The sequence below is a fragment of the Escherichia sp. 93.0816 genome, from assembly GCF_013368855.2.
GTDB lineage: Bacteria > Pseudomonadota > Gammaproteobacteria > Enterobacterales > Enterobacteriaceae > Escherichia > Escherichia ruysiae.
The window spans coordinates 1-18,836 of record NZ_JABWNC020000008.1; the positions used below are offsets into that span (position 1 = coordinate 1).

An 18,836-nucleotide genomic window follows, 5' to 3' on the forward strand; every position below is an offset into this window, starting at 1 on the left:
GAGCAGTTGACTTTTAATCAATTGGTCGCAGGTTCGAATCCTGCACGACCCACCAATGTAAAAAGGCACCCTAAAGGTGCCTTTTTGCTATTCAAGCATCCCTCAATTTCAATTCTTAAACCTGATGACATACTTCGTGCTTGCTGTGCAAACAACTCTACGTCGGTGGAGTAAGCTACATAGCATCGCATCCGGCATCTCATACGTAATTCGAGTGACTTTTCTCCACCATTCGGCTATCTTGTTTAGCATATAAAACAAATGAAACCGATAGTGGCGAATATTACGCTTTATGTCGGTCTAAATGTTAAGCCTGTAAAACGAGATGGCAAGATGAGCGTGATGTTTGATCCTGAAGCGGCGATTTATCCTTTCCCCCCGAAGCCGACACCGTTAAGCATTGATGAAAAAGCGTATTATCGCGAGAAAATAAAACGTCTGCTAAAAGAACGTAATGCGGTGATGGTCGCCCACTACTATACCGATCCCGAAATTCAACAGCTGGCGGAAGAAACTGGCGGCTGTATTTCTGATTCTTTAGAAATGGCGCGCTTTGGTGCCAAACATCCCGCTTCAACGCTACTCGTAGCCGGGGTGAGATTTATGGGAGAAACCGCCAAAATTCTCAGCCCGGAAAAGACAATTTTGATGCCGACACTTCAGGCTGAATGTTCACTGGATCTAGGCTGCCCAATTGAAGAATTTAACGCATTTTGTGATGCCCATCCCGATCGTACTGTTGTGGTCTACGCTAACACTTCTGCTGCGGTAAAAGCGCGAGCAGACTGGGTGGTAACTTCAAGTATTGCTGTTGAACTCATTGATCATCTGGATAGTCTGGGTGAAAAACTTATCTGGGCACCAGACAAACATCTGGGTCGTTACGTACAAAAACAGACGGGCGCAGATATTTTATGCTGGCAAGGCGCCTGCATTGTGCATGATGAGTTTAAGACTCAGGCGTTAACCCGCTTACAAAAACAATACCCTGATGCAGCCATACTGGTGCATCCGGAATCACCACAAGCCATTGTCGATATGGCGGATGCGGTCGGTTCCACAAGTCAGTTGATCAATGCTGCGAAAACATTGCCGCATCAGCGCCTTATTGTGGCAACTGACCGGGGTATCTTCTACAAAATGCAGCAAGCGGTGCCAGACAAAGAGTTACTGGAAGCACCAACCGCTGGCGAGGGAGCAACCTGCCGTAGCTGTGCGCATTGCCCGTGGATGGCTATGAATGGCCTTCAGGCCATCGCAGAGGCATTAGAACAGGGAGAAAGCAAACACGAGGTACATGTTGATGAAAGGCTGCGAGAGAGGGCGCTGGTGCCGCTTAATCGTATGCTGGATTTTGCGGCTACACTTCGAGGATAACTGACAATAAGGCGTCATGTTACGCATTGGGGGAAAGATGGATTTTTTTAGCACACAGAACATTCTGGTTCATATACCGATCGGCGCTGGTGGTTACGATCTTTCATGGATCGAAGCGGTAGGGACGATCGCAGGGTTACTGTGTATTGGCCTTGCCAGTATGGAGAAGATCAGCAACTACTTTTTTGGCCTGATCAACGTCACCCTGTTTGGCATTATTTTCTTTCAGATTCAACTGTATGCTAGCTTGTTGCTACAGGTGTTTTTCTTTGCCGCCAACATTTACGGTTGGTATGCCTGGTCACGACAAACCAGTCAGCATGAAGCTGAGTTAAAAATTCGCTGGCTGCCATTACCTAAAGCGTTAACCTGGCTGGCGGTTTGCGTTGCTGCTATCGGCCTGATGACGGTATTTATCAATCCGGTATTTGCTTTCCTGACACGTGTTGCAGTCACAATTATGCAGGCGTTAGGTTTACAGGTTGCGATGCCGGAACTACAACCGGACGCCTTCCCGTTCTGGGATTCCTGCATGATGGTACTATCCATCGTGGCAATGATTCTGATGACGCGTAAGTATGTGGAAAACTGGCTGTTGTGGGTGATTATTAACGTGATTAGCGTCGTTATTTTTGCACTTCAGGGCGTTTACGCCATGTCTCTGGAGTACATCATCCTGACCTTTATTGCCCTCAACGGCAGCCGGATGTGGATCAACAGCGCACGCGAAAGAGGTTCACGCGCGCTATCTCATTAATGGTGATGATGTGAATGGCCAGACACTCCTTCATTAAGGTGGCAGTCTGGCCCATGACAAGGTTGATATTCCATCTGAATGGTGGCGTGCTCAATCTGATAGTGATCCATCAGATAATGTTGGATCGTGTCCAACAACGCGTCATGATCGTGTGGCGGGATCACCTGCACATGCAGCGTCATTACTGGCTTTTCACCCACCATCCACACGTGTACATGGTGCACATTGCGGACTTCCGGGATTTCCCGGCACATACGACGCTTCAGTTCAGCGATATCCAGCGACACCGGCGCCCCTTCAAGTAATTCATTCACGCTATCTTTCAATAATCGCCACGCGCTGCGCAGAACCAGAAGCGACACCAGTATCGAGAGAATGGGGTCAGCAGGCGTCCAGCCGGTCCAGATAATAATCAACGCGGCAACGATAGCACCAACCGAACCCAGCAGATCTCCCAGTACATGCAGTGCCGCTGCGCGCACGTTAAGGTTTTTCTCTTCACTACCGTGATGAAGTAACCAGAAAGAAAGTATATTTGCCAGCAACCCAGCCACGGCAATTACCATCATCATGCCGCCCTCGACCGGACGCGGCGTGCGGAAGCGTTCTATCGCCTCCCAGACAATCAAAATGGTAATCACCACCAGGGCAATGGCATTCACAAACGCCGCGAGTGTGGTCAACCTGAGCCAGCCGAAAGTGTGGCGAATGGTGGGCGGACGACGAGAAAATTGTACGGCAAGCAGGGCGAAAAGCAGGGCAGCAGTATCGGTCAACATATGTCCTGCGTCGGCCAGCAACGCCAGAGAACCTGAGAGAAAACCGCCAATAACCTCAACCAGCATAAACCCGGCGGTTACGCAGAAAGCATACAACAAGCGACGAGCATTATTATCTTCTGGCAGGTGTGAAGATGTGTGTGAGTGTGAGTGCGCCATGACGAGTCATCCCTTAATTAATCTCACTTAACTTTATGACATCATACCGCTTTTAGAGGGGAAAAATTAAAAGGGAGAGACTCTGCTCTCCCGGTATTGGCTTTTTGGCAGATTACTGCGTAGTACCGTCGGTTTTGGTATCGACATCATTGTTGATGCCATCACCGGTTTGTACTTTTTTATTAATGTCCGGGCAGCGACCATCTTTGCACATCGTATTTTTGTGCTCTTCATCTTTGGTCATGCCGTCATTGTTCATTGAAGAACCATCCGGATGCAACATTGTGCCGCCAGAACCGGTATTTACCCCGTTATTGTCGACGTTATTTGGCGCGACATTTTCACGGGCGTCAGGGGCAACCTGACCCGCATCAGCTGCGGCGTTTGCCTGGCCATTATTGGTTTGCGCTCCGCTATCGGCGGCCAGTGCGGCACCGCTGGCAAGGCTTAGAGTGGCAGTCAGAAAAAGTGTGGCCAGTTTTGTCATTTTCATAGGATGCTCCTGTTATGGTCGTTATGTCGGATAACCTCTTCCAACAGTGCATTTGCAGGTGAATATCAGGTAATGGTTTAAGATTTCAGCCAGAAGAATAAATCCAGCAGAGAATCTTGAAAAAATTAATAAACAGAGAAGTTACAGTTAGAAATTGTAGGTCAGATCTCGTTATTCGCGACAATCTGGCGTTTTTCTTGCTAATTCCAGGATTAATCCGTTCATAGTGTAAAACCCCGTTTACACATTCTGACGGAAGATATAGATTGGAGGGATTGCATTCACCAAGATAAGTATGGCAACACTGGAACAGACATGAATTATCAGAACGACGATTTACGTATCAAAGAAATCAAAGAGTTACTTCCACCTGTCGCACTGCTGGAAAAATTCCCCGCTACCGAAAATGCCGCGAATACGGTTGCCCATGCCCGAAAAGCGATCCATAAGATCCTGAAAGGTAATGATGATCGCCTGTTAGTGGTGATTGGCCCTTGCTCAATTCATGATCCGGTAGCTGCGAAAGAGTATGCCACTCGCTTGTTGGCGCTGCGTGAAGAGCTGAAAGACGAGCTGGAAATCGTTATGCGCGTCTATTTTGAAAAGCCGCGCACCACGGTGGGCTGGAAAGGGCTGATCAACGATCCGCATATGGATAACAGCTTCCAGATCAACGACGGTCTGCGTATAGCCCGTAAATTGCTGCTTGATATTAACGACAGCGGTCTGCCAGCGGCGGGTGAGTTTCTCGATATGATCACCCCACAATATCTCGCTGACCTGATGAGCTGGGGCGCAATTGGCGCACGTACCACCGAATCGCAGGTGCACCGCGAGCTGGCATCAGGTCTTTCTTGTCCGGTAGGTTTTAAAAATGGCACAGATGGTACGATTAAAGTGGCTATCGATGCCATTAATGCCGCCGGTGCGCCGCACTGCTTCCTGTCCGTAACGAAATGGGGGCATTCAGCAATTGTGAATACCAGCGGTAACGGTGATTGCCATATCATTCTGCGCGGCGGTAAAGAGCCTAACTACAGTGCGAAACACGTTGCTGAAGTGAAAGAAGGGCTGAACAAGGCGGGTTTACCGGCGCAGGTGATGATCGATTTCAGCCATGCAAATTCGTCCAAACAGTTCAAAAAGCAGATGGAAGTTTGCGCTGACGTTTGCCAGCAAATTGCCGGTGGCGAAAAAGCTATTATTGGCGTGATGGTTGAAAGCCACCTGGCGGAAGGGAACCAGAGCCTGGAAAGCGGTGAGCCGCTGGCCTATGGCAAGAGCATCACCGATGCCTGCATTGGCTGGGAAGATACCGACGCTCTGTTACGTCAACTGGCGAACGCAGTGAAAGCACGTCGCGGGTAATTTATAGTCGAATTACCATGACTGTACGTTTGTCGGCCTGATAAGACGCGCAGCGTCGCATCGGGCAATGTGCTCCATTGTTAGCAACGACAAACAAAAAAAGCCGACTCACTTGCAGTCGGCTTTCTCATTTTTAAACGAATGACGTTTACTTCGCTTTACCCTGGTTAGCCACCGCCGCTGCTTTCGCTGCGATCTCGTCAGCATTACCCAGATAATAGCGTTTCAGCGGTTTGAAGTTCTCGTCAAACTCATACACCAGCGGCACGCCAGTCGGGATATTCAGCTCAAGAATCTCTTCTTCGCTCATGTTGTCGAGATATTTCACCAGCGCACGCAGGGAGTTACCATGAGCGGCGATGATCACGCGCTCACCGCTCTTCATACGCGGCAGAATGGTTTCATTCCAGTAAGGAATCACGCGATCAATGGTCAGCGCCAGACTTTCAGTCAGCGGCAGTTCTTTCTCGCTCAGCTTCGCGTAACGCGGATCGTGACCCGGATAACGCTCATCATCTTTAGTCAGCTCCGGCGGAGTCACCGCAAAACCACGACGCCACTGTTTCACCTGCTCGTCGCCATACTTTTCAGCGGTTTCTGCTTTGTTCAGACCCTGCAACGCACCGTAGTGACGTTCGTTCAGTTTCCAGGATTTCTCAACGGGCAGCCATGCCTGATCCAGTTCGTCCAGCACATTCCACAGGGTATGGATAGCGCGTTTCAGCACAGAGGTGTAAGCAAAGTCAAAGCTGTAACCTTCCTCTTTCAGCAACTTACCTGCTGCTTTTGCTTCGCTTACGCCTTTCTCAGACAGATCCACGTCGTACCAACCGGTGAAACGGTTTTCTTTGTTCCACTGACTTTCGCCATGACGAACCAGAACCAGCTTAGTTACAGCCATATACTTACTCCTCAAATCATCTTTTAATGATAATAATTCTCATTATATTGCCGTGACGAAGCAACAGCAATGCTTACGCATAACCATAGCGAAAATAGTGGCGCAGTGTAAGGTTGTTGTGAATATTGAGTTGCAAATATGTCGGTGTTTGCTGGTGATTTGAACAATATGAGATAAAGCCCTCATGACGAGGGCTTAAAATTATTCAGCAATAAACTGATATTCCGTCAGGCTGGAATACTCTTCGCCTGGACGCAGGAAGCAGTCCGGCTGCGGCCATTCAGGGTGGTTCGGACTGTCTGGCAGAAATTCGCTTTCCAGCGCCAGTCCTTGCCAGTCGGCGTAAGGTTCGGTTCCCCGCGACGGCGTGCCGCCGAGGAAGTTGCCGGAGTAAAATTGCAGAGCCGGAGCGGTGGTGTAGACCTTCAGCTGCAATTTTTCATCTGCTGACCAGACATGCGCTGCCACTTTCTTGCCATCACCTTTGGCCTGCAACAAGAACGCGTGATCGTAACCTTTCACTTTGCGCTGATCGTCGTCGGCAAGAAACTCACTGGCGATGATTTTGGCGCTGCGGAAATCAAAAGACGTCCCGGCGACAGATTTCAGGCCGTCGTGCGGAATGCCGCCTTCATCAACTGGCAGATATTCGTCCGCCAGAATCTGCAACTTGTGATTGCGCACGTCAGACTGCTCGCCGTCAAGATTGAAATAGACGTGATTAGTCATATTCACCGGGCAAGGTTTATCAACTGTGGCGCGATAAGTAATGGAGATACGGTTATCGTCGGTCAGACGATATTGCACCGTCGCGCCGAGATTACCCGGGAAGCCCTGATCGCCATCATCTGAAGTCAGGGCAAACAGTACCTGACGATCGTTCTGGTTCACAATCTGCCAGCGACGTTTGTCGAACCCTTCCGGGCCGCCATGCAACTGGTTAACGCCCTGACTTGGCGAAAGCGTTACGGTTTCACCGTCAAAGGTATAACGGCTATTGGCGATACGGTTGGCATAACGACCAATAGAGGCCCCCAGAAACGCAGCCTGATCCTGGTAGCATTCAGGGCTGGCGCAGCCAAGCAGCGCCTCGCGGACGCTGCCATCGGAAAGCGGAATACGGGCTGAAAGTAAAGTCGCACCCCAGTCCATCAGCGTGACTACCATCCCTGCGTTGTTACGCAAAGTTAACAGTCGGTACGGCTGACCATCGGGTGCCAGTGCGGGAGTTTCGTTCAGCACTGTCCTGCTCCTTGTGATGGTTTACACACGTAAAAAGTCTCTTTAATGCCTGTTTTTGCTTCATATTGTTCAGCGACAGCTTGCTGTACGGCAGGCACCAGCTCTTCCGGGATCAGCGCGACGATACAGCCGCCAAATCCGCCACCGGTCATGCGTACGCCACCTTTGTCGCCAATCACAGCTTTGACGATCTCTACCAGAGTGTCAATTTGCGGTACGGTGATTTCGAAATCATCGCGCATAGAGGCATGAGACTCCGCCATCAGCTCGCCCATACGTTTCAGGTCACCTTGCTCCAGCGCGCTGGCAGCTTCAACGGTACGGGCGTTTTCAGTCAGGATATGACGTACGCGTTTCGCCACGATCGGATCCAGTTCATGCGCTACGGCGTTGAATTCTTCAATAGTGACATCGCGCAGGGCTGGCTGCTGGAAGAAACGCGCACCGGTTTCGCACTGTTCACGACGGGTGTTGTATTCGCTGCCAACCAGGGTACGTTTGAAGTTACTGTTGATGATGACCACAGCAACGCCTTTCGGCATGGAGACTGCTTTGGTGCCCAGTGAGCGGCAATCGATCAGCAAGGCATGATCTTTCTTGCCCAGCGCGGAAATCAGCTGATCCATGATCCCGCAGTTACAGCCAACAAACTGGTTTTCTGCTTCCTGACCGTTAAGCGCGATTTGTGCGCCGTCCAGCGGCAGATGATAAAGCTGCTGCAATACGGTTCCGACCGCCACTTCCAGTGAGGCGGAAGAACTTAACCCGGCACCCTGCGGCACATTGCCGCTAATCACCATGTCCACACCGCCGAAGCTATTGTTACGCAGTTGCAGATGTTTCACCACGCCACGAACGTAGTTAGCCCATTGATAGTTTTCATGCGCGACAATGGGCGCATCAAGGGAAAACTCGTCAGTCTGATTTTCATAATCGGCTGCCATCACGCGAATTTTACGGTCATCGCGTGGCGCACAGCTAATCACGGTTTGATAATCAATCGCGCAGGGCAGAACGAAACCGTCGTTGTAGTCGGTGTGTTCGCCAATAAGATTCACGCGCCCAGGCGCCTGAATGGTATGAGTGGCAGGGTAGCCAAATGCGTTGGCAAACAGAGATTGTGTTTTTTCTTTCAGACTCATTTCTTACACTCCGGATTCGCGAAAATGGATATCGCTGACTGCGCGCAAACGCTCTGCTGCCTGTTCTGCCGTCAGGTCACGCTGGGTCTCTGCCAACATTTCATAACCGACCATAAATTTACGTACGCTGGCAGAGCGCAACAGAGGCGGATAAAAGTGCGCGTGCAGCTGCCAGTGTTGATTCTCTTCGCTATTAAATGGCGCACCGTGCCAGCCCATAGAGTAGGGGAAGGAGCACTGGAAGAGGTTGTCATAACGACTGGTCAGCTTTTTCAACGCCAACGCCAGATCGTTGCGCTGGGCGTCGGTCAAATCGGTGATCCGTAATACGTGGGCTTTGGGCAGCAGTAGCGTTTCGAACGGCCAGGCAGCCCAGTAAGGCACAACGGCTAACCAGTGTTCGGTTTCGACAACGGTACGGCTACCGTCTGCCAGCTCGCGCTGAACATAATCCACCAGCATTGGCGATTTCTGCTCGGCAAAATATTCTTTTTGCAGGCGGTCTTCGCGCTCAGCTTCGTTAGGCAGGAAGCTATTTGCCCAAATCTGTCCGTGCGGATGCGGGTTAGAGCAGCCCATCGCCGCACCTTTGTTTTCAAAGACCTGCACCCATGGGTACGTTTTCCCCAGTTCTGCAGTTTGCTCCTGCCAGGTTTTGACGATTTCCGTCAATGCCGCAACGCTCAGTTCTGGCAACGTTTTACTGTGATCCGGCGAAAAGCAGATCACTCGGCTGGTGCCGCGCGCGCTCTGGCAACGCATCAGCGGATCGTTGCTTTCTGGCGCATCTGGCGTGTCAGACATCAAGGCCGCAAAGTCATTGGTAAAAACGTAAGTCCCGGTGTAATCGGGGTTTTTGTCGCCTGTCACCCGCACATTACCTGCGCAAAGGAAGCAATCTGGATCGTGCGCAGGTAACACCTGTTTGGCTGGCGTTTCCTGCGCCCCCTGCCAGGGGCGCTTAGCGCGGTGCGGTGAAACCAGAATCCATTGCCCGGTGAGCGGGTTGTAGCGGCGATGTGGATGATCAACGGGATTAAATTGCGTCATGGTCGTTCCTTAATCGGGATATCCCTGTGGATGGCGTGACTGCCAGTGCCAGGTGTCCTGCGCCATTTCATCGAGTGTGCGCGTTACGCGCCAGTTCAGTTCACGGTCGGCTTTGCTGGCGTCCGCCCAGTAGGCCGGAAGGTCGCCCTCGCGACGCGGTGCAAAATGATAATTAACCGGTTTGCCGCAGGCTTTGCTGAAGGCATTAACCACGTCCAGCACGCTGCTGCCTACGCCAGCGCCGAGGTTGTAGATGTGTACGCCTGGTTTGTTCGCCAGTTTTTCCATCGCCACGACGTGACCGTCCGCCAGATCCATTACGTGGATGTAATCGCGTACGCCAGTACCGTCTTCGGTCGGATAATCGTTACCAAAAATCGCCAGCGAGTCGCGACGGCCTACAGCAACCTGGGCGATGTATGGCATCAGGTTATTCGGAATGCCTTGCGGATCTTCGCCCATATCGCCCGACGGATGCGCGCCAACCGGGTTGAAGTAGCGCAGCAGGGCAATGCTCCAGTCCGGCTGGGCTTTTTGCAGGTCGGTGAGGAGCTGTTCCACCATCAGTTTGCTTTTGCCATAAGGGCTTTGCGGTGTGCCGGTCGGGAAGCTTTCAACGTATGGAATTTTGGGCTGATCGCCATAGACGGTGGCGGAGGAGCTAAAAATAAAGTTTTTGACGTTAGCGGCGCGCATGGCGCTAATCAGGCGCAGAGTACCGTTGACATTGTTGTCGTAATATTCCAGCGGTTTTTGTACCGATTCGCCAACGGCTTTCAGCCCGGCGAAGTGGATCACGGTGTCGATAGCGTGATCGTGCAGGATCTCGGTCATCAACGCTTCGTTACGGATATCGCCTTCAACAAACGTTGGATGTTTGCCGCCTAAACGCTCGATAACAGGCAGTACGCTGCGCTTACTGTTACAGAGGTTATCAAGAATGATGACATCATGACCGTTTTGCAGTAATTGCACGCAGGTATGACTTCCAATGTAACCGCTACCACCGGTAACCAGAACTCTCATAATTCGCTCCATTAGGCTTATGGTATGAAATAACCATAGCATAACAAAGATGCGAAAAGTGTGACATGGAATAAATTAGTGGAATCGTTTACACAAGAATTTAGCCGTTTTTTATGCGCGATTAAGTGATTATAAAACAGAGGGTTTATGAATGATTGCGCTTTTTATCTGAAAAAAAGACGCGGTTTCATGCCTGGATGTGTCTGACCGTGAGCCGGATAACACGTTTACGCCACATCCGGCACGGTCGGCACTACCGACTCAATTTATTTTTGTCAGCACATAGCGATAGAGTCCACCGTCCGGCACGAACTCCAGACGATGTGTAATACAGGCTGGCGCATCTTCGGCGTGGTGTGAAACAAACAACAACTGCGTTTCACCTTCGCTAATCAGCACATCAACAAATCTACGGATAAGCTGGCGATTCAGCGGATCAAGCCCTTGCAATGGTTCATCAAGAATAAGCAAGGTCGGATGCTTCACCAGCGCGCGGACGATCAGCGCCAGACGCTGCTGTCCCCAGGAAAGACTATGGAAAGGAGCGTCAGCCGTGCGTTTATCAATGCCGAGAATATCCAGCCACTGCTGCACCAGTTTTTGCTGGCGATCCGAAACGGCCTGATAAATGCCAATCGAATCAAAATAGCCAGAAAGAATCACATTACGCACGGTAGTGCTGACCCGGTAATCGAGATGCAAACTACTGCTGACGTAACCGATATGTTTTTTGATATCCCAGATGGTTTCACCGCTGCCGCGACGCCGACCAAACAGCGTTAAATCGTTGCTGTAACCTTGCGGATGATCGCCCGTGATCAGGTTTAATAACGTCGATTTTCCCGCGCCATTTGGCCCGACAATTTGCCAGTGCTCGCCAGGATTCACCTGCCAGCTAAGGTTGTTAAGAATGGGGCGATCGTTATAAGAAACCACACCATTGTTCAGCACAATGCGCGGTTCGTTGGCGGGTAAGGCGTGACGTGCTGAAGGTTCATCCGGCTCCGGCAGTTGCACACCTTCAAGCTGTTCGCTATGCGCCAGTTGCGCAACGAGTGCTTGCTGGAGCAGTTCCTCTTTAGCGCCAGTTTCCGCTAATGTGCAATCCGCCAGCACTCCGGCAAACTGGACAAATTCCGGGATCTCATCAAAGCGATTGAGTACCAGTACCAGAGTAATACCGGACTGATGTAACGAGGCGAGCAGTTCTGCCAGCTGCTGACGTGAGGCAACATCCAGGCCATCGAACGGCTCATCAAGAATCAATAAGTCAGGCTCTGACATCAGCGCCTGACACAACAGGGTTTTTCGCGTCTCGCCAGTAGAAAGATATTTAAAGCGTCGTTCGAGGAGGGCGGTAATGCCGAACTGCTGCGCCAGTTGCGCACAACGCGGTGCATCCTTAACTTCATCCTGAATGATCTCAGCCGTGGTGCGTCCGGTGTCATCTTCGCCAGGGCCGAGCATATCGGTGTTATTCCGCTGCCATTCGTCGCTGACGAGCTTTTGCAATTGCTCGAAGGAGAGACGAGTGATGTGGGAAAACTGGCTTTGCCGTTCACCCTTCAAAAGCGGAAGTTCCCCCGCCAGCGCGCGAGCCAGCGCCGACTTCCCGCTACCATTTGAACCGACAAACGCCCAACTATCACCCGCGTTTAACGTTAGCTGAGACAATTGCAGCGTTTTTGTGTCGCTAAGACGAAACGTGCCTTGCAAAATTTGCAACAATGACATTTTATATCCCATTTTTTGCAGCGATTACTGACAGGGATACTTGTTTCATAACAAATTGTCAACACGCTTAGCACAGCGTGGCGATAATCACGCTGTCGGCATTAAAGTAGGCCATGACATTCTGCCCTTGCTCAAAAGAAACCGCTTCATTTACCGGCACCGTGGCGCACAGGGTTTGCCCGTCGGGTAGCGCCATTAATACTTCGCACTGCTCCGCGCCGCGCTCAATATGACTAATAATGCCCGGCAATTGGTTGTCGGCGTTTTGTGCGACCGCCTCGTCCTGAGTAATACCTACCCACGGCGCTTTCAGCAGTATCAATACTTCTTTGCCTTCATCCAGACCCAGGCGCGCGCCGCTTTGCGCGGTAATCGCGACTTTTAATCGTGTTTTACCATCAGCCAGTAGGACATCAACATGCTGTTGAACGTCATCGTGATCGCGGGCGGTGATGGTGCCGAACCACTGGTTACGGGCGCTGGTTTGCAGTGAAAAACGTGAGATCGCGGCCAGCAGGCTGTTCAGCGGCAGGGCGTCGTCGTCACTTAATACATCAAAGGCTTTTTGCTGGATCTGCGCCAGGAGGTCATAGAGCTGAATCAGCCGCTGACCATAGCGGGTCAGTACCGCGCCACCGCCACCTTTTCCTCCTGTAGCACGTTCAACCAGCGTATGTTCGCTTAACTGATTCATCTCGTTAATGGCATCCCAGGCGCTTTTATAGCTGATACCGGCATCTTTCGCCCCCTGGCTGATAGAACCGGAAAGGGCAATGTGTTTTAGTAGCGAAATGCGGCGTGGGTCGGCAAATAGCTTTTGTTGAAGCTTAAGGGTGAGAAGGATTTCGGCCTGCATAACAATGTCCTGGCAAAAGTCTTATTGTGACGGAAAACGAACGCCACGCAAAGCTGACCGCACAAAAGGGGAGTGCTTTTCTGTGCTTAGCGGTTAGAATAGTGACAGGACTATATCTGGAGTTGACCATGTTAGAGTTATTAAAAAGTCTGGTATTCGCCGTAATCATGGTACCTGTCGTGATGGCCATCATCCTGGGTCTGATTTACGGTCTTGGTGAAGTATTCAACATCTTTTCTGGTGTTGGTAAAAAAGACCAGCCCGGACAAAATCATTGATTCCCTGAATGCCCGCTTAGTCGGGCATTTTCTTTTTTCTCAACTTCCTGCTTTTTCTGCCGATATTTTTTCTAGCTACCTCTCAAAGGTTAACAATAACTGCTGGGAAAATTCTGAATCAGTCGTTATATTGTTTCCTACATAACGTTACATGAAGGGGTTACCAATGGCTCGTAAATGGTTGAACTTGTTTGCCGGAGCGGCGCTCTCTTTAACTCTTGCAGGCAATGCGCTGGCAGACGAAGGGAAGATTACAGTTTTTGCGGCAGCATCACTGACCAACGCAATGCAGGACATCGCTACGCAGTATAAAAAAGAGAAAGGCGTGGACGTAGTTTCTTCTTTTGCCTCGTCTTCTACCCTGGCCCGTCAGATTGAAGCGGGCGCGCCTGCGGATCTGTTTATTTCTGCCGATCAGAAATGGATGGATTATGCGGTTGATAAAAAAGCGATCGACACTGCCACGCGACAGACATTGCTCGGCAATAGCCTGGTCGTTGTAGCACCGAAAACCAGTGCACAGAAAGATTTCACCATCGACAGCAAAACCAACTGGACTTCGCTGCTGAATGGCGGTCGCCTGGCGGTTGGCGATCCGGAACATGTCCCCGCTGGTATTTATGCGAAAGAAGCACTGCAAAAACTGGGCGCATGGGATACGCTCTCCCCAAAACTGGCTCCGGCGGAAGATGTTCGTGGGGCGCTGGCGCTGGTTGAACGCAATGAAGCACCGCTGGGCATTGTTTACGGTTCTGACGCGGTTGCCAGCAAAGGGGTTAAAGTAGTAGCCACTTTCCCGGAAGATTCGCATAAAAAAGTGGAATATCCGGTTGCAGTCGTGGAAGGGCATAACAATGCGACAGTGAAAGCATTTTACGATTATCTGAAGGGACCGCAGGCTGCGGAAATCTTTAAACGTTACGGATTTACAACTAAGTAATGATACTGACCGATCCAGAATGGCAGGCGGTTTTACTAAGCCTGAAAGTTTCTTCCCTGGCTGTGCTGTTTAGCCTGCCGTTTGGGATCTTTTTTGCCTGGTTACTGGTGCGTTGCACGTTTCCGGGCAAAGCTCTGCTCGACAGCGTACTGCATCTACCGCTGGTGTTACCGCCAGTGGTCGTCGGCTACTTGCTGTTAGTTTCTATGGGACGGCGTGGATTTATCGGCGAACGCCTGTATGACTGGTTTGGCATTACCTTCGCCTTTAGCTGGCGCGGTGCGGTTCTCGCTGCCGCCGTCATGTCTTTTCCGCTGATGGTGCGGGCAATTCGTCTGGCGCTGGAAGGCGTTGATGTCAAACTGGAACAGGCCGCAAGAACACTCGGGGCTGGGCGCTGGCGCGTTTTCTTTACCATCACGTTACCGCTGACCTTGCCGGGAATTATTGTCGGTACGGTGCTGGCTTTCGCTCGTTCGCTCGGTGAATTTGGTGCAACCATCACCTTTGTGTCGAACATTCCTGGTGAAACGCGAACCATTCCTTCAGCCATGTATACCTTGATCCAGACTCCTGGCGGGGAAAGCGGTGCGGCGAGACTTTGCATCATCTCTATTGCGCTGGCGATGATTTCCTTGCTGATTTCAGAATGGCTGGCAAGAATCAGCCGTGAGCGGGCGGGGCGCTAATCATGCTGGAACTGAATTTTTCCCAGACGTTGGGCAACCATTGCCTGACCATTAATGAAACGCTGCCCGCCAACGGCATCACTGCTATCTTTGGCGTCTCCGGTGCCGGAAAAACCTCGCTGATTAACGCCATCAGTGGACTGACACGTCCGCAAAAAGGGCGGATTGTCCTCAATGGTCGGGTACTAAATGACGCCGAAAAAGGTATCTGTCTGACGCCAGAAAAGCGTCGCGTTGGCTATGTGTTTCAGGATGCGCGGCTGTTTCCGCATTACAAAGTGCGTAGCAATCTGCGCTACGGCATGGCGAAAAGCATGGTCGATCAGTTCGACAAGCTGGTGGCGCTTTTAGGCATTGAACCGTTACTTGATCGTTTACCGGGCAGTCTGTCCGGTGGCGAAAAACAGCGTGTGGCGATTGGTCGGGCATTGCTGACGGCGCCGGAATTGCTGTTGCTGGATGAACCGCTGGCGTCACTGGATATTCCGCGTAAACGCGAACTGTTGCCTTATCTGCAACGTCTGACGCGGGAAATTAACGTTCCTATGTTGTATGTCAGCCATTCGCTGGATGAGATCCTCCATCTGGCAGACAGAGTGATGGTGCTGGAAAACGGTCAGGTGAAAGCCTTTGGCGCGCTGGAAGAGGTATGGGGCAGCAGCGTGATGAATCCGTGGCTGCCGAAAGAGCAACAAAGCAGCATTCTGAAAGTGTCGATACTGGAGCATCATCCGCATTACGCAATGACTGCGCTGGCGCTGGGCGATCAGCATTTGTGGGTCAATAAGCTGGACGAACCGTTGCAAGCTGCGCTACGTATTCGCATTCAGGCTTCCGATGTCTCGCTGGTTTTACAGCCTCCGCAGCAAACCAGCATTCGTAACGTGTTGCGCGCAAAAGTTGTTAATAGCTATGACGACAACGGTCAGGTGGAAGTCGAACTGGAAGTCGGTGGTAAAACGCTGTGGGCGCGTATTAGCCCGTGGGCCAGGGATGAACTGGCAATCAGACCTGGCCTGTGGCTGTACGCGCAAATTAAAAGTGTGTCGATAACCGCCTGATTAAATCAGGTGACTATAAATAAACTGGGCAATGCTGTCGGTGGTGTTATCCCCAATCACAATGTTGGCGCGCGCTTTTACTGCGTCATCGGCGTTGCCCATCGCTACGCCCGTTCCGGCGGCTTCCAGCATACTGATATCATTAAAGTTATCGCCAAACGCAATCACATCTTCCATCGACCAGCCTTGTGCCTCAATCCATTTCGTCAGGCGTCTACCTTTGCTGTTGCCGCCGCGTGCAATATCAACCTGATCGTGCCAGGACCATTCGCACTCCAGTCCTAATTCATGTTCAACATGCTTACCAAAATGCTGCAATCGCGGCAGGTCATCGTGCGTCAGAGCAAATTTCCACACCGCCTTAACTTCTTGTGCCGTTTCGGCCAGCGAGGCAACCTGGGTAAAGGTCGGACGCTGTTCTGGCGGCAGGGTTTGCGCCCAGTTAGAAGTACGAATGACATGCCCGGTCGGGTGTTCATACACCATTGCATCATCGACATACATCAGGCCGTGAATGTGGTGTTCATTCAGCATCTCAATGAGTTGCAGGGCTTTATTAACAGGCATTGGATCGGCTTCAAGCACGGTTTTTGCATGATAATCATACAAATAGGTGCCATTACAGCAAATAGCAGGTGTATCCAGCGCCAGCGCCTGATAAAAAGGATGAATAGCGACGTGATGGCGACCTGTGACGATGATTAATTGATAGCCTGCTTCGCGAGCGCGAGCCAGTGCTTCTATAGATGAGGGAAGCAGGGTCTTTTTCGGGGTCAACAGGGTGCCGTCTAAGTCGAGAGCAATCACGCGTGTGGTCATGGCGTTTTCCAGATTAAGGTTAAGAATTTTCGTCTGCGCGAATGGTACACCGATACCACTATCGGACAAAATTCTGCGTTTTAATTCAGCATTCACCGCCAAAAGCGACTAATTTTAGCTGTTACAGTCAGTTGCTAAATGCAAAGGAGCATTCATGAAGCAAACAGTTTATATCGCCAGCCCTGAGAGCCAGCAAATTCACGTCTGGAACCTGAATCATGAAGGCGCACTGACGCTGACGCAGGTTGTTGATGTGCCGGGGCAGGTGCAGCCGATGGTGGTCAGCCCGGACAAACGTTATCTCTACGTTGGCGTTCGCCCTGAGTTTCGCGTCCTGGCGTATCGTATCGCCCCGGACGACGGTGCACTGACATTCGCCGCAGAGTCGGCGCTGCCGGGTAGCCCGACGCATATTTCTACCGATCACCAGGGACAGTTTGTCTTTGTAGGTTCTTACAATGCGGGTAACGTGAGCGTAACGCGACTGGAAGATGGCCTGCCAGTGGGCGTCGTCGATGTGGTCGAGGGGCTGGACGGCTGCCATTCCGCCAATATCTCACCGGATAACCGCACGCTGTGGGTTCCGGCATTAAAGCAGGATCGCATCTGCCTGTTTACGCTCAGCGATGATGGTCATCTGGTGGCGCAGGACCCGGCGGAAGTGACGACCGTTGAAGGCGCTGGGCCGCGTCATATGGTGTTCCATCCAAACGAACAATATGCGTATTGCGTCAATGAGTTAAACAGTTCAGTGGATGTCTGGGAACTGAAAGATCCGCACGGCAATATCGAATGTGTCCAGACGCTGGATATGATGCCGGAAAACTTCTCCGACACCCGTTGGGCGGCTGATATTCATATTACTCCGGATGGTCGTCATTTATACGCCTGTGACCGTACCGCCAGTCTGATTACCGTTTTCAGCGTTTCGGAAGATGGCAGCGTGTTGAGCAAAGAAGGTTTCCAGCCAACGGAAACCCAGCCGCGCGGCTTTAACGTTGATCACAGTGGTAAGTATCTGATTGCTGCCGGGCAAAAATCTCACCACATCTCAGTTTACGAAATTGTCGGCGAACAGGGGCTACTGCATGAAAAAGGTCGCTATGCGGTCGGGCAGGGGCCGATGTGGGTGGTGGTGAACGCACACTAACCGTTGAGTTACCCGGCGCAGTATTTCCTGCGCCGGAGTATTACCCCATCTCCTGTAACGCATGTCTCTGGCGTTCGACGATATTGGTCCATAAATTGTCTTTATCATCAGTCCACAAATTAATCAGCAAGGCAAAAAAGCGTTCTGCTGCCGGAGAAAGCACGGCATCTTTGCGACGAATAATCCCCAATGTCCGACGTATAACGGGTTCCACCAGCGGGATACCAATAATCGAAGAATAGGGCGCATGAGGCATTGCCAGGCCTGGAAGCGCCGAAATTCCCAGTCCTGCTTCCACCAGTCCTAATGACGTCGAAAGATGACGCACTTCGTAAAACCAGTCCAGCTTCCAGGGTTTGTCGGACAATTTTTGCTCAATCAGCAGTCGGTTGCCGCTGGAGGAGCGTACACCAATCATTTTGTAACCTACCAGTTCCTGCCATTCCACCAGCTGCTTTTTGGCTAATGGGTGGTCACGCCGACAGGCCAGCACAAACGGCTCGTTGACCAGTGGCGTAAAATCAATGGATGAATTTGTGATGTTGTTCATGTTTATGCCAAAGTCCGATTCGTTGCACAGCACCGATTCCATGCAATTATTCGTGCCTTGTTCCAGAATTCGCACTTTAATATTGGGATATAGCTCATTAAATTTGCCAATTGCCAACGGCAAGAAATAAAACACGGCGGTAGGAATACACGCTAATGTCACCATACCACGATGATAAATATTCATATCGCGAATATTAAAAAGCGTTTCATCGAATTTCTTTATTAATTCCCGCGCCTCAGGAAGCAACATTCTCCCCGCTTTTGTTAAAGTAACCTTGCGAGTTGTACGCTCAAAGAGTTGAATATGTAAATCCTCTTCCATCTTTTTTATTCTGCGCGTTAATGCAGGTTGCGTAATATTAAGTAATTTAGCAGCATTGTTAAATGAACTGGACTCTGCCAGTGTGACAAATGCTTTCATACTTGATAACTCATGCTTCATTATTACTCCGGAAAATGGAAG

Annotated in this window: 19 protein-coding genes; 8 read left to right on the forward strand and 11 right to left on the reverse strand. The window is 51.0% G+C overall.

All coding sequences use genetic code 11. The features are described from left to right. Positions 1 to 333: 333 nt before the first annotated feature. Together nadA and pnuC are read left to right on the forward strand one after the other, a co-directional pair. Positions 334 to 1,377 carry a quinolinate synthase NadA gene (gene nadA, locus HEM79_RS10830; RefSeq protein WP_176242742.1) on the forward strand — a complete coding sequence of 348 codons (1,044 nt, stop codon included), beginning with the start codon at positions 334 to 336 and terminating at the stop codon, positions 1,375 to 1,377. Between the two features lie 37 nt (positions 1,378 to 1,414). After that, positions 1,415 to 2,134, forward strand: a complete 720-nt coding sequence (gene pnuC / locus HEM79_RS10835) for a nicotinamide riboside transporter PnuC (RefSeq protein ID WP_176242743.1) — start codon at positions 1,415 to 1,417, stop codon at positions 2,132 to 2,134. On the opposite strand, the gene zitB is transcribed toward pnuC, so the two are convergent. Further along, the gene (gene zitB, locus HEM79_RS10840) at positions 2,131 to 3,072 is read right to left on the reverse strand and encodes a CDF family zinc transporter ZitB (RefSeq protein ID WP_021550468.1); all 942 of its coding nucleotides are present in this window, start codon (positions 3,070 to 3,072) and stop codon (positions 2,131 to 2,133) included. The two genes, pnuC and zitB, sit on opposite strands and share 4 nt — an antisense overlap. A 112-nt stretch (positions 3,073 to 3,184) precedes the next feature. Next, complete coding sequence (locus HEM79_RS10845; RefSeq protein WP_000784348.1) at positions 3,185 to 3,565, reverse strand: YbgS-like family protein; 381 nt, start codon at positions 3,563 to 3,565, stop codon at positions 3,185 to 3,187. 315 nt (positions 3,566 to 3,880) lie between these two features. On the opposite strand from HEM79_RS10845, the gene aroG reads away from it, so the two are divergent. Beyond that, complete coding sequence (gene aroG / locus HEM79_RS10850; RefSeq protein WP_001109203.1) at positions 3,881 to 4,933, forward strand: 3-deoxy-7-phosphoheptulonate synthase AroG; 1,053 nt, start codon at positions 3,881 to 3,883, stop codon at positions 4,931 to 4,933. 148 nt (positions 4,934 to 5,081) lie between these two features. Here the strand turns inward: aroG and gpmA are convergent, their stop codons facing one another. From gpmA to modE, 7 genes are all read right to left on the reverse strand, one after another. Next, complete coding sequence (gpmA, locus tag HEM79_RS10855; RefSeq protein ID WP_001295305.1) at positions 5,082 to 5,834, reverse strand: 2,3-diphosphoglycerate-dependent phosphoglycerate mutase; 753 nt, start codon at positions 5,832 to 5,834, stop codon at positions 5,082 to 5,084. Between the two features lie 201 nt (positions 5,835 to 6,035). After that, entirely contained in the window at positions 6,036 to 7,076 is a 1,041-nt protein-coding gene (gene galM / locus HEM79_RS10860) for a galactose-1-epimerase (RefSeq protein WP_134873691.1), read from the reverse strand. After that, complete coding sequence (gene galK / locus HEM79_RS10865) at positions 7,070 to 8,218, reverse strand: galactokinase (protein WP_176242744.1); 1,149 nt, start codon at positions 8,216 to 8,218, stop codon at positions 7,070 to 7,072. The genes galM and galK overlap by 7 nt, the downstream gene beginning before the upstream one ends. 3 nt (positions 8,219 to 8,221) lie before the next feature. After that, positions 8,222 to 9,268 carry a galactose-1-phosphate uridylyltransferase gene (gene galT / locus HEM79_RS10870; protein ID WP_176242745.1) on the reverse strand — a complete coding sequence of 349 codons (1,047 nt, stop codon included), beginning with the start codon at positions 9,266 to 9,268 and terminating at the stop codon, positions 8,222 to 8,224. A 9-nt stretch (positions 9,269 to 9,277) separates the two neighbouring features. After that, entirely contained in the window at positions 9,278 to 10,294 is a 1,017-nt protein-coding gene (gene galE, locus HEM79_RS10875; protein ID WP_176242746.1) for a UDP-glucose 4-epimerase GalE, read from the reverse strand. 261 nt (positions 10,295 to 10,555) lie between these two features. Further along, positions 10,556 to 12,028, reverse strand: coding sequence for a molybdate ABC transporter ATP-binding protein ModF (gene modF / locus HEM79_RS10880; protein WP_176242747.1), 1,473 nt, complete (start codon positions 12,026 to 12,028; stop codon positions 10,556 to 10,558). 67 nt (positions 12,029 to 12,095) lie between these two features. Beyond that, positions 12,096 to 12,884 (reverse strand): molybdenum-dependent transcriptional regulator, encoded by a 789-nt coding sequence (gene modE / locus HEM79_RS10885; RefSeq protein ID WP_176242748.1) that lies wholly within the window; start codon positions 12,882 to 12,884, stop codon positions 12,096 to 12,098. Between the two features lie 128 nt (positions 12,885 to 13,012). On the opposite strand from modE, the gene acrZ reads away from it, so the two are divergent. The 4 genes from acrZ (at position 13,013) to modC (ending at position 15,852) form a co-directional block, all read left to right on the forward strand. Beyond that, a complete protein-coding gene (acrZ, locus tag HEM79_RS10890) occupies positions 13,013 to 13,162 on the forward strand; it encodes a multidrug efflux pump accessory protein AcrZ (protein WP_000891515.1) in 150 nt (49 codons plus the stop codon). Positions 13,163 to 13,328: 166 nt separating this feature from the next. Continuing rightward, on the forward strand, positions 13,329 to 14,102 hold the full coding sequence (gene modA / locus HEM79_RS10895; RefSeq protein ID WP_000113011.1) for a molybdate ABC transporter substrate-binding protein: 774 nt from the start codon (positions 13,329 to 13,331) through the stop codon (positions 14,100 to 14,102). Further along, positions 14,102 to 14,791, forward strand: a complete 690-nt coding sequence (gene modB / locus HEM79_RS10900; RefSeq protein WP_000604034.1) for a molybdate ABC transporter permease subunit — start codon at positions 14,102 to 14,104, stop codon at positions 14,789 to 14,791. Before modA ends, modB begins: the two co-directional genes overlap by 1 nt. A gap of 2 nt (positions 14,792 to 14,793) precedes the next feature. After that, positions 14,794 to 15,852 (forward strand): molybdenum ABC transporter ATP-binding protein ModC, encoded by a 1,059-nt coding sequence (gene modC / locus HEM79_RS10905; RefSeq protein ID WP_176242750.1) that lies wholly within the window; start codon positions 14,794 to 14,796, stop codon positions 15,850 to 15,852. Here modC and ybhA read toward each other — a convergent pair whose 3' ends face one another. After that, on the reverse strand, positions 15,853 to 16,671 hold the full coding sequence (gene ybhA, locus HEM79_RS10910) for a bifunctional pyridoxal phosphate/fructose-1,6-bisphosphate phosphatase (RefSeq protein WP_010354383.1): 819 nt from the start codon (positions 16,669 to 16,671) through the stop codon (positions 15,853 to 15,855). It lies immediately after the preceding gene. Positions 16,672 to 16,825: 154 nt separating this feature from the next. On the opposite strand from ybhA, the gene pgl reads away from it, so the two are divergent. Then, positions 16,826 to 17,821, forward strand: a complete 996-nt coding sequence (gene pgl, locus HEM79_RS10915) for a 6-phosphogluconolactonase (RefSeq protein ID WP_000815423.1) — start codon at positions 16,826 to 16,828, stop codon at positions 17,819 to 17,821. A 40-nt stretch (positions 17,822 to 17,861) separates the two neighbouring features. Here pgl and HEM79_RS10920 read toward each other — a convergent pair whose 3' ends face one another. After that, a complete protein-coding gene (locus HEM79_RS10920; RefSeq protein ID WP_000679976.1) occupies positions 17,862 to 18,815 on the reverse strand; it encodes a LysR family transcriptional regulator in 954 nt (317 codons plus the stop codon). Between the last annotated feature and the right edge of the window lie 21 nt (positions 18,816 to 18,836).